General features: G+C 52.7%; 9 protein-coding genes. 5 read left to right on the forward strand and 4 right to left on the reverse strand.

All coding sequences use genetic code 11. The annotated features are described in order from the left end of the window. Positions 1-46: 46 nt before the first annotated feature. On the forward strand, positions 47-931 hold the full coding sequence (locus tag ABIE16_RS05830; RefSeq protein ID WP_429520706.1) for a hypothetical protein: 885 nt from the start codon (positions 47-49) through the stop codon (positions 929-931). Here ABIE16_RS05830 and ABIE16_RS05835 read toward each other — a convergent pair. The 4 genes from ABIE16_RS05835 to ABIE16_RS05850 are packed head-to-tail and all read right to left on the reverse strand — an operon-like array spanning position 922 to position 6,238. Then, positions 922-1,623, reverse strand: coding sequence for a hypothetical protein (locus tag ABIE16_RS05835; RefSeq protein ID WP_429520707.1), 702 nt, complete (start codon positions 1,621-1,623; stop codon positions 922-924). The two genes, ABIE16_RS05830 and ABIE16_RS05835, sit on opposite strands and share 10 nt — an antisense overlap. A gap of 56 nt (positions 1,624-1,679) precedes the next feature. Next, positions 1,680-3,239, reverse strand: coding sequence for an ATP-binding protein (locus tag ABIE16_RS05840; protein ID WP_429520708.1), 1,560 nt, complete (start codon positions 3,237-3,239; stop codon positions 1,680-1,682). Continuing rightward, the gene (locus ABIE16_RS05845) at positions 3,232-5,400 is read right to left on the reverse strand and encodes a Mu transposase C-terminal domain-containing protein (RefSeq protein ID WP_429520709.1); all 2,169 of its coding nucleotides are present in this window, start codon (positions 5,398-5,400) and stop codon (positions 3,232-3,234) included. The genes ABIE16_RS05840 and ABIE16_RS05845 overlap by 8 nt, the downstream gene beginning before the upstream one ends. Beyond that, positions 5,384-6,238, reverse strand: coding sequence for a TnsA endonuclease N-terminal domain-containing protein (locus ABIE16_RS05850; RefSeq protein ID WP_429520710.1), 855 nt, complete (start codon positions 6,236-6,238; stop codon positions 5,384-5,386). The genes ABIE16_RS05845 and ABIE16_RS05850 overlap by 17 nt, the downstream gene beginning before the upstream one ends. Before the next feature lie 231 nt (positions 6,239-6,469). Here ABIE16_RS05850 and ABIE16_RS05855 point away from each other — a divergent pair, with 231 nt between their 5' ends. From ABIE16_RS05855 to ABIE16_RS05870, 4 genes are all read left to right on the forward strand, one after another. Then, the gene (locus ABIE16_RS05855) at positions 6,470-7,384 is read left to right on the forward strand and encodes a LysR family transcriptional regulator (RefSeq protein WP_057716216.1); all 915 of its coding nucleotides are present in this window, start codon (positions 6,470-6,472) and stop codon (positions 7,382-7,384) included. A gap of 147 nt (positions 7,385-7,531) precedes the next feature. Next, complete coding sequence (locus ABIE16_RS05860; RefSeq protein WP_429520711.1) at positions 7,532-8,989, forward strand: gamma-aminobutyraldehyde dehydrogenase; 1,458 nt, start codon at positions 7,532-7,534, stop codon at positions 8,987-8,989. A gap of 83 nt (positions 8,990-9,072) precedes the next feature. Continuing rightward, positions 9,073-10,224, forward strand: a complete 1,152-nt coding sequence (gene ydcS / locus ABIE16_RS05865; protein ID WP_057716218.1) for a putative ABC transporter substrate-binding protein YdcS — start codon at positions 9,073-9,075, stop codon at positions 10,222-10,224. A 256-nt stretch (positions 10,225-10,480) separates the two neighbouring features. Beyond that, complete coding sequence (locus ABIE16_RS05870) at positions 10,481-11,518, forward strand: ABC transporter ATP-binding protein (RefSeq protein ID WP_102670121.1); 1,038 nt, start codon at positions 10,481-10,483, stop codon at positions 11,516-11,518. Position 11,519 lies beyond the last annotated feature (1 nt).

Consider the following 11,519-nt stretch of genomic DNA (forward strand, 5'->3'; position numbering starts at 1 on the left):
TCTCTACAACCGTACAATTATAGTCGACCATTTCAGGAGCGAACGCATGCATAAACATAGTATATTTGAGCTGTTTTCCATGAAGGAACATGAGACGCACGATGAACTTTGGAGCAACTGCCTATTTAAAGCCCCACGCTTTTTTGCTTCGAAAGGCAAGCTTGAAAATACCCCTGATTTTAGCATTAAGTCTAGCGACTCTGAATTGACCGGTGAGATCACTTACCACGGGTATGCGACGCAGAAAGATTCCAAGACAATTTTTCGCTACCCGGGAATTATGGAAGAAAATGTGGAAGATGCTCTAATACAACTAGCTTCCAAACGCTGCTACAATGACAACGGATTCATTTCAGTTTACTTCAGCCTCTACGAACTAAAAAACGAACTTAGCTCAACCAAGAAAACTTACTCAATTCGAGAGATACGCCTTGCCCTGAATGTATTATTCGAAACAAGCGTGCGATTTCGCGGAACCTTTCAAGGTCAGCAATACGAGAATATTTCTTACAAAGCTTTCGCCCATCTATCGATTAGAGACTCGACAAGCGAATCGCGAGACATCAAGTCCAGCGTAAAGTTTAGTAAGTTTACCTCTGCACGCATCCTATCAGGAGAGACAGAGCGCCTAAACTATCACAAAGCCACAAGAATGGGCGCCCTTGCAAAACACATTTATAAATTTCTAGTCAGATTCCACAAAGAAATTACAAACCAAAAACTAGTATTGTCTACTACCAATTTAATCAACTCGAGTCCAATCAAGCTTTCAGAGAGAAACCCAGACAACACAAGAGCCATTAAAGATGCACTTACACAACTGTATGAACACCAAATAATTGAAGCATGGAGTTATGATTACTCTCAAAACAGCGATCAAATATCTTTAAGAATCATCAACGATAGTTTCATGCTAGAGTCTCAAGCTTGAGAGACCAACCCAGCATAAGCATTAACAGAACTGGAATGCACGATTTCAGTAACAAAATGGACGTCACCACGCTGTATGGATGAAATGATCAGCGACAACTTTATTGGCGGCGGATTGAAAGATATTTTTTCGCACGAAGACAATTCTCCAATACTATCCCAAGCTCTGCGAACGTCATCATCAAATGCCAACCAAATATAGTGCTCAAGTCTCGTGACGGTCTGATGATATTTGGAAATCAAATTAGAAAATTCCGCATAGTATCGCCCCCCTTGAACCTCTAACTGTGGAGACACAAGCAAGCAAAGCCCAGCGGGAGATATAACAACATCAGAAAGATAGGCATCGAGCGCAAAGAGCCCGCGAATTAACTCGGACTCTGGAATCAGATATAAGTGGTTACCTATGGAGTACGCGAAGAGATCCTGTGAATACTGAGCCGGCATGGGGTACAATTCAGTTGGCACCCCACTAACTGGGACACGGGAAAAATCTGATGCATTAGATATCTCAACAGTACTCAGCCCTCCACGACTTACTCCCAAACGCTGGCCGTCCTTGTGCAGCGTTCCTATTATAATTCCAGAATACTCATTGAGTGGAGCAATGACCTCCTCATAAATTTGAGTTTTCGCCTTTCTGACAAGAAATTTTATCATCCAGCCAGTTGGATCTCTGATAACACCAATCAACCAATATATCTCGTAGCTGTAACCAGATACCAATAAGCCTTCCCACCTCCGATGCATTATTCACCGACCTTAAAATCTATCAACGGGCAGGAAATTACGCCCTGTTCTTTGAGAACATGATATACCGAAGGCCGTGCCCCAAAAGCGTTACGCAAATCACCCGCAACCTTAGTTTCCTCCTGTTGCGCCTTCGGCTCATCCTGACCAGGGTTCTCAACAATCATGCGCATAGCTGTATTAGGCGTCGTAGAACTCGCTAAATTACTCAATATGCCCCTTGCCTCTTCCTCTGAGACGCCCACCCTCATCAACACTGCAAGTTTGTCGAGCTCTGGCGTGGGCGCATCAGCATACTCATTCGCCCTCGAAGTGGCAGCAACCTGAGAGTATCGGGTTGATATATGCTCGTCAAAATCAAAAAGGTCATCATATTGGAAAATGGCCTCATAATCATTACGCCTTAGGGCTTCAATCATGGGTTGAATCAGCTTAAACTCCTCGGACGCAACCCTTCTGATAAGTTCAGGAGTTATCTCTTCGCCTTGTGCTCGCGCCTCATTAATGCTTATGACTTTAAGCTGAGATAAAATCACAAGCTTTACCAAGACATCTAATATCCCCTGCGATTCGTCATACAGTGCTGCCTCAATCTCGGGTGTTAGGGGTGTGTAAGTTTTAGTCCACTGGTACTTCCACAGACGCTGAACTATATGTTTCCATTCGACATCGTAGGCGTAACGATCCCACTGTGCAGAACCAAAGCCAGCCCCACGTCTGGCTTGACGAAAATCTTTTTGAAGTATCGCTTTGGCACTGAGTGTGCCAATTAAAACCACCGGCACGCCAATTGTATTCACAAGCGTTACCAGAAAATTCAGCAGTTGATCAGAGCCTGAAGCATTAACAGATTTTTTGGATTTACGAAGATGTTGTATTTCGTCTATTACTAGCAGACCGAGCGCGTGCAGATTTGCTACTTGGGCCATGTGAACCAGCATTTCATCCAGACTCGCCCTCGTATTCCCATACAGCCTGTCATACTCAGTACCAAGTATCTTATCAATAGAAACGAAGAAATTTTTACAGAGTTGCCTAGGCGACCCCTGATGTGGGCAGTCTAACTTCAGCCACGGCACCTGTATGAGGCGGAATGGTTCCGAATGAGTAATTGTTTGAGGATATTGATGGAGAATTTTTTCAATTGCTCTCGACTTACCAACTCCAGAACACCCGACAACTGAAAAACTTGTAGCTGTATTCTCAACCACCAAAAGATTTTCCGCATAAACATTTTTCTGAACTGTTCGCTTAAAATCATTCTGGAGATGCCTCACATAATCATGAGTCAACGGATTGCGACCTATATACCCCTGACGCAAAATAAAATCCAATCGTTCGGCTAACTCAACATGACGACTTACAGGCTCGAAAAATCGGGTCAACCGCAAAACGAAATGCTTTCGATAGTGAGGAGGATAACCGCACTCGTCCTCAGAATACTCTGGCTTAAACTGTAGAGCACCAAATACCGCCTTCCGATCTTTTAACCGAGGTAACTTAGCTATGAATGGATTACCATCATATTCTGGGACCGCATAATAACGTTCATCACTCATCGCCGTCCTCCTCAAACCCTGAGAGCAATTCAGCAATGTTAGGTGTGGAATAATCCGGCTTATTAGGTTGGGAAAAACCCAGGACCTTTCCTGAGCTCAACCCAGTTTTACCACCTAACTTAAATGCTTCTGACAGCCGATTATGCTGCCTCTCCTCGGCCCGATTTTTCCGGATGGATTTTACAACCTCTCTGTCACTTACATCTCCTGCGGAGGCGACTGCTGCCTCCGTTTGTTCCGTCGCTTTCTTAATAACATCTTGAATTCGCTTGTTTCGCGTAGAGTTTGCATCTGCGCGATTCACTCGATTGTTTGCTGACGCTATTTTCAAATCTTCGAACGATTGCCCAGAGTCCCAGAATGAACCGGCCCTATAAGCACGGCTACGCTCACTGAGCGAGCACACAACAAACCCACTCGCTGCTTTTGGATAATGAAGATAAATGGTATCAGCAGACCTAGGATCGTACGAAATGGTAACCTTCCACTGACCTTCTTGACGGGCACGGTCTAACCACTTATCTGCTAAAACTTCCCGGCACGCATAATACAGGTCAAAAATTTTGATACCGTGCACCGTCACCGTCGCTTGAGCTGTAGGCATCAGCGCAAATTTAACGGCTTCCGACGGATAGGATCTCATCACCCCGCTTGCGTTATGACATCCCCACTCCCACAGATCAATAGGGATGGCAGGAACATCATCCCGAACCAAACCGACAGAGCGATCGTATCCCTTGACCTCATGGTTGTTATTATACGCCAGCACCGAAGTAATAACGATCTGAGTGAACTCGTCCAAGTTTAGCTTTGCATCTAAACGGTGATCCCTTTCGCCTCGCTGCCTAGGCTGCGGCCGCACATAGCCTGGCGCATAAGGCTTGAAACTTAGAGGAATGGTGTTAAATTTTTTCTCGACAATGCCTTTCCAATCGGCGCGATACGGGGCGGCATTCTCAATAAAGACATTGAAACTCTTTTCAAGCGTCTCGATGTTATGACTTGCGATCTCTCCCCTGTCACCCAGCAAGACCGCAGGCAGAGCCTTACATGGCCAATCAGCGTCTTCGATCTCGATGCCATATTTCGCGCAATACTCCACTTTGTCCGATGCAGCATTGGCTAACGCCATCATAGCTGTGACCCATGACGGACCTTCAATACCAACGTAGAGCCCTACAACCATACGGCTGAAAACATCTACCACAACGTATATCACAGGGCGACCAATTACTTTCCTGCGATTAAGCTTTGATACTATGTAAACATCCGCCAATGTCGCATCGATTTGATAGCGCGCCCCTGGCCCCCACACCTCCGCGGCAGATGTACCGGGTAACCCACGCATATCCTTATTGTAGGCATTATCACCAAGCCGTTTTCTCCGAATATCTAGGAGGTCAGCTTCTCGGCTCATCCAGTAATAGAACTGAGTATAAGTAGGTGGCCCACTTTCTCGGTACTGCTTTTGAAGCAATACAATCTCTTCATCATTCTCATCTATAACGACATCAGAGAAAAAATCCTTGACCATGTCTTCATAGGCTGCGGCAAGACTAAACCTTCCGCCTAGCTGGGCAATTCTTCTCTGGATAGCTATCCTAAACAATTTCTTCAGGCTTTCATCCGTATTCATGCCGGGAAGAGAACCAAACTGTACTGGACGCCCACGTTTCGCTGATGAGCTAGTAGCTATACGGTGTTTGCCTTTGCCACCCGAATTTTTATAATCAGGCAAGAGGGCGTTTATTGTCTGGCCTCTTGCCCAATACCTTCTCATCAACCGGTAAAATCCGACGTGTGACATCGAGTTTTTCTTAGCCGCCTCGCTCACCAGTTTATGACGCTTCGTTTTGAGAAACACTGCAGGAACATCGTTAACAATGTCTCTAATGAGCATCCAATTGCGGTCACGCTTGGACTTGGACTTATCACTAACACCCGTAGGATTGGCGATATTCAAGAGCGGATCAGGAATAATTTTAAGCTTACCTTCATTTATCTCTTCCAAGAGCACTTCCAGCTTGACCAGAACGGGAAACGCTTTAGGGTTAGAAATTTCAAAAGTTACAACATTATCACCTTTGCTTGAGATCCACAGAACTCGAATCTGACGTAAATCAAAACATACGTATTCTAATACCTCATTGACCAATAACATTTGCTATCGCTCCGGCAGCACATTCATATTTTTCAATAATAAAATGCTCAATTGGCAGATGCACATGCCATTCTTTATTTAGATCAAACGAGATAACTTTATTTGCAGCTAAGTGACGGAAAACTGTTAATGCCTCTCCAACTTGAAAACCTTGCGAAGCTTCCAGATAATTAAAAAACTCTTTCAAAGTACAGCTAGATGTATGCTGAAATCGGCTTACAAATACAGATTCACGGTCCGCCCAATATCCTTCATAGGGAACAATCAGCCCATCTAGCGACCGCATCTCACTGAGAAATCTCAAATTTTTGATAAGTTCTTTTGGTATTTCGTTTTCAGTCACGATACCAAAGCTCACGGACTGAGAACTCCAGTAACGTCGCTCGATTTCTTGCTTTTCAAGTACCCGTTTCTTTTCAAGCTCTCCCGCAGGCTTCACGGATCTCGCGACAAACCATGTTTCGGATCCCTGCCGCATCGTGATGAGAAAATCGGTAGTAATTACAATTTCGTTGCCTGCCTTGGGCTCACGAGGATGCTTAACACCCATGCTGGCAGCAATTCGCTGCGTCTCCTCACGAGGTAGGGGGAACTGTTCTCGTATGTCGATCACTAGTGACGAGCGATCCAGGATCAGGAAAAGCCCAGTTTCGAGGTCGGAAAGGAGATGGTGGGTTCGTCCAGTGGTACTACCAAGGGCTCGTGTTGATCGACCTGAGCTAGGAACGTCTTGGATGGTCAGCCATGGAAGATAGTGAGCGCCCTCGCCACGCCCCCTCCCCTCCTTAAGGAATTTTTGAATTTTTGCTTCATCAATCTCGTACCTGCGGCGCGCCATCACTCAACCTCAAACCACGGCGTGGGCTGCTTACCGGGGGCGTTCCAGGTCTCAGCCACGCCTTTAAGTACATACTTTATTATTAATGTACACACTTTATTATGAATGTACATACTTTATTAAAAACGTACAACTCCCCTCAATGCGCCCATTGCCGCTTACGCCGACCCGTCAGAAAAAACGATATACACTCTCGCCAATCGATAAAAACAGCCCACCGGGTGCTTCCCCATGATGACCTTGCGTCAGATCCGTCACTTCATCGCCGTGGCCGAGACCGGTTCGATCTCGGCCGCCGCGCAAACTGCGTTCATTTCCCAGTCGACCCTGACCCTGGCGATCCAGCAACTGGAGGAGGAAATCGGCGTCAGCCTGTTCAGCCGCCATGCCAAGGGCATGACCCTGACCCACCAGGGGCATCAATTCCTGCGTCAGGCGCACTTGATCCTGGCCACGGTGGATAACGCCAAGCGCAGCCTGCAACAGAGCACCGACCAGGTCGCCGGGCAACTGATCGTCGGCGTGACCAGTCTGGTGGCCGGTTATTACCTGGCGGATTTGCTCACCCGTTTCCAGCGCGCCTACCCCAACGTGGAAATCCGCGTGATGGAGGATGAGCGCCCGTACATCGAGCATTTGCTGGTCAGCGGCGAGATCGATGTCGGCGTGTTGATCCTGTCCAACCTCGAAGACCGCCACGCATTGCAGACCGAAGTGTTGACCCGCTCGCCGCACCGGCTATGGCTGCCGGCCCAGCACCCGCTGCTGGAACACGACAGCATCAACCTCGCCGACGTGGCCCGCGAGCCATTGATTCAACTGAACGTCGATGAAATGGACCGCAATGCCCAACGTATGTGGTCCGCCGCCTCCCTGCAACCGCGCATCACCCTGCGCACGGCCTCGACCGAAGCGGTGCGAAGCCTTGTGGCCGCTGGCCTGGGCGTATCTATCCAGCCCGACATGACCTATCGCCCGTGGTCACTGGAGGGCGACATCATCGAAGCGCGGCCGATCGCCGACCTCAGCCAGACCCTGGATGTCGGCCTGGCCTGGCGTCGCGGCACCGCACGGCCGGCGCTGGTGGACCCGTTCCTCACGGTTGCGCGTGAACAACCCCACGGCGGGCGCAAGCCATCTATTTAATCGAACGCTACCTTCAGTATTTAGTATTTGTTGTCCTCGGGTCCGCGAACTAGTCTTGTTGCATCCAATAAAGACGGCCGGGCCCCAGTCACAGGGAGCGCTGCCATGTCTACACAACAAGCCACACAAAAAACGAGAACCCGAAAAATGGCTGGTGCGCAGACCCCGTTGTTCACCGCCTTGTTGATCGATGGTGAAATAGTCGCAGGGCAAGGCTTTGCCGAACCCATCATCAATCCGGCCACCGGCGAAATCCTGACGCAAATCGCCGAAGCCAGCACCGAACAAGTCGAAGCAGCCATCCTCGCCGCCCACCGCGCCTTTGCCGGTTGGTCGCGGACCACGCCACAACAGCGCTCAAACCTGCTGTTGGACATCGCCAACGCCATCGAAAAAAACGCCGACCATCTCGCCCGTCTCGAAGCCCTGAATTGCGGCAAGCCGTTGCACCTGGCCCGTCAGGATGACCTCAATGCCACGGTCGACGTGTTCCGCTTCTTCGCCGGTGCCGTGCGTTGCCAGACCGGCCAGCTCAGCGGCGAATACCTGCCGGGTTACACCAGCATGGTCCGGCGCGATCCTATCGGGGTCGTGGCGTCGATTGCGCCGTGGAACTACCCGATCATGATGGCCGCGTGGAAAATCGCCCCGGCCCTCGCCGCCGGCAACACCCTGGTGTTCAAGCCGTCGGAACACACGCCGCTGTCGATCCTGGCCCTGGCGCCAGCGCTGGCCGAGATCCTGCCGCGCGGTGTAATCAACATTATTTGCGGTGGCGGCGAAGGCGTCGGCAGCCACCTGGTGAGCCACCCTAAAGTGCGCATGGTGTCGCTGACCGGCGATATCGTCACCGGCCAAAAGATTCTCCAGGCCGCGTCGAAGACACTCAAACGCACCCACCTCGAACTCGGTGGCAAGGCCCCGGTGATCGTCTGCAACGATGCCGACATTCAGGCCGTGGTCGAAGGCGTACGCACCTACGGCTACTACAACGCCGGCCAGGATTGCACCGCCGCTTGCCGCATTTACGCCCAGGCCGGGATTCATGACCGCCTGGTGGCCGAGCTCGGTGCGGCCGTCAGCAGCCTGCGTTTCGCCGGCAAGCGCGATGCCGACAACGAAATCGGCCCGCTGATCAGTACCCGCCAACGCGACCGCGTAGCCAGTTTCGTCGAACGTGCCTTGGGCCAGCCGCACATCGAGCGGGTGACCGGCGCAGCGGTGCACTCCGGCGCCGGCTTCTATTACCAGCCGACCCTGCTCGCCGGTTGCAAGCAAAGTGACGAGATCGTCCAGCGCGAAGTGTTCGGGCCGGTGGTTACCGTGACCCGCTTCGATGAGCTGGGACAAGCGGTGGACTGGGCCAACGATTCGGAATACGGCCTGGCCTCGTCGGTCTGGACCCAGAACCTCGACAAGGCCATGCAGGTCGCGGCGCGCTTGCAGTACGGCTGCACCTGGATCAACAGCCACTTCATGCTGGTCAGCGAAATGCCCCATGGTGGCCTGAAACGTTCGGGCTACGGCAAGGACCTGTCCAGCGATTCGCTTCAGGACTACAGCGTGGTGCGGCACATCATGGCCCGCCATGGCGAGCATCTCTGACTAAGCTAATAACAAGCCGCCAACGGCATGCTTCACCACGTTCACAACTGCCCCGACCATAATTTAAAGAAGAGGGAATTCCCATGTTCGTGCACAAGACCGCACTGCTCAGTGCAATCACCACCGCGCTGCTGGCCAGCGCCAGTGTCCAGGCCGCCGAGCCGCTCAAAGCTGTCGGGGCGGGCGAAGGCCAACTGGATATTGTGGCCTGGCCCGGCTACATCGAACGTGGCGAGAGCGACAAGGCCTACGACTGGGTGACCGGTTTCGAGAAGGAAACCGGCTGCAAGGTCAACGTCAAGACCGCCGCCACCTCCGATGAAATGGTCAGCCTGATGGCCAAGGGCGGTTACGACCTGGTCACGGCGTCCGGCGACGCCTCCCTGCGCCTGATCGTTGGCAAGCGTGTGCAACCGATCAACACCGCGTTGATCCCGAACTGGAAGAACCTCGACCCGCGCCTCAAGGATGCACCCTGGTACGTGGTCAACAAGCAGACCTACGGCACCCCGTACCAATGGGGCCCGAACGTGCTGATGTACAACACCAACGTGTTCAAGACTGCGCCCACCAGCTGGGGCGTGTTGTTCAACGCGGAAAACCTGCCGGACGGCAAGCCGAACAAGGGTCGCGTGCAGGCCTATGACGGCCCGATCTACATCGCCGACGCGGCGCTGTACCTGAAGTCCGCCAAGCCGGAACTGGGTATCCAGAGCCCGTACGAACTGACCGAAGCCCAGTACAAGGCCGTGCTCGATCTGCTGCGCGCCCAGCAGCCGTTGATCCACCGCTACTGGCACGACACCACTGTGCAAATGAGCGACTTCAAGAACGAAGGCGTGGTCGCCTCCGGTGCCTGGCCGTATCAGGTCAACGGCCTGATGAACGAGAAGCAGCCAATTGCCTCGACCATCCCGAAAGAAGGCGCCACCGGGTGGGCCGACACCACCATGCTGCATGCCGAAGCCAAGCACCCCAATTGCGCCTACAAGTGGATGGACTGGTCGCTGCAACCGAAAGTCCAGGGTGACGTAGCGGCCTGGTTCGGCTCGTTGCCAGCGGTGCCGGCAGCGTGCAAGGGCAGTGAATTGCTCGGCGCCGAAGGCTGCAAGACCAACGGTTTCGACAATTTCGACAAGATCGCCTTCTGGAAAACCCCGCAGGCTGAAGGCGGCAAGTTCGTGCCGTACAGCCGCTGGACCCAGGACTACATCGCGATCATGGGCGGCAGGTAACACACCGTTTCTGTGGCAAAAACGCTTTTGTGGCGAGGGGGCTTGCCCCCGTTGGAGGGCGAAGCCCTCCCCTAGTCCGTCACTGCGGTCTGGCAGACCGCGTCCACCGTTTTCAGGGCTGCTGCGCAGCCCAACGGGGGCAAGCCCCCTCGCCACAGTCAGTATTCCAGCCACACATGCGCGAACACGATTCAGTTTTTTCAGAAGTCCAGGCAGGGCCGCTGCGACGGCCTTCGCCTTTTTGGAGCATCGCACCATGACGCTTGCAGTCCAGTTCACCAACGTTTCCCGTCAATTCGGCGAAGTGAAAGCCGTAGACCGGGTTTCCATCGACATCCAGGACGGCGAGTTTTTCTCCATGCTGGGGCCGTCCGGCTCGGGCAAGACCACCTGTTTGCGCCTGATTGCCGGTTTTGAACAACCGAGCGCGGGCTCCATCCGTATTCATGGTGAGGAGGCCGCCGGCCTGCCGCCGTACCAGCGCGACGTGAACACCGTGTTCCAGGATTACGCGTTGTTCCCGCACATGAACGTTCGCGACAACGTCGCCTACGGCTTGAAAGTCAAAGGCGTCGGCAAGGCCGAACGCCTCAAGCGCGCCGAAGAAGCCCTCGACATGGTCGCCCTCGGTGGCTACGGCGAGCGCAAGCCGGTGCAACTCTCCGGCGGTCAGCGCCAGCGTGTGGCCCTGGCCCGCGCCCTGGTCAACCGTCCACGGGTGCTGCTGCTCGACGAACCCCTCGGCGCCCTCGACCTTAAGTTGCGCGAACAAATGCAGGGCGAGCTGAAAAAGCTGCAACGCCAGCTCGGCATCACCTTCATTTTCGTCACCCACGACCAGACCGAAGCCTTGTCGATGTCCGACCGCGTGGCGGTGTTCAACAAGGGGCGCATCGAACAAGTCGATAGCCCGCGCAACCTGTACATGAAACCGGCCACCACCTTCGTGGCGGAATTCGTTGGCACCTCCAACGTGATTCGCGGCGATCTGGCCAAGCAACTCAGTGGCAATCCACAGCCGTTTTCGATTCGCCCGGAACACGTGCGATTCGCCGAAGGTCCGCTGGCCAGCCACGAGATTGAAGTCAGCGGTTTGCTACATGACATCCAGTACCAGGGCAGTGCGACTCGCTATGAGCTGAAACTGGAAAACGGCCAGACCCTGAACATCAGCAAGGCCAACAACCAGTGGCTGGACACCAGTGCACAGCACCAGACCGGGCAACGCATCAGCGCACGCTGGGCGCGCGAGGCAATGATTCCGTTGCACGACACCGTTGCAGGCGGGGTGTGAG

This window comes from Pseudomonas sp. 2725 (assembly GCF_050434585.1).
GTDB classification, from domain to species: domain Bacteria; phylum Pseudomonadota; class Gammaproteobacteria; order Pseudomonadales; family Pseudomonadaceae; genus Aquipseudomonas; species Aquipseudomonas jessenii.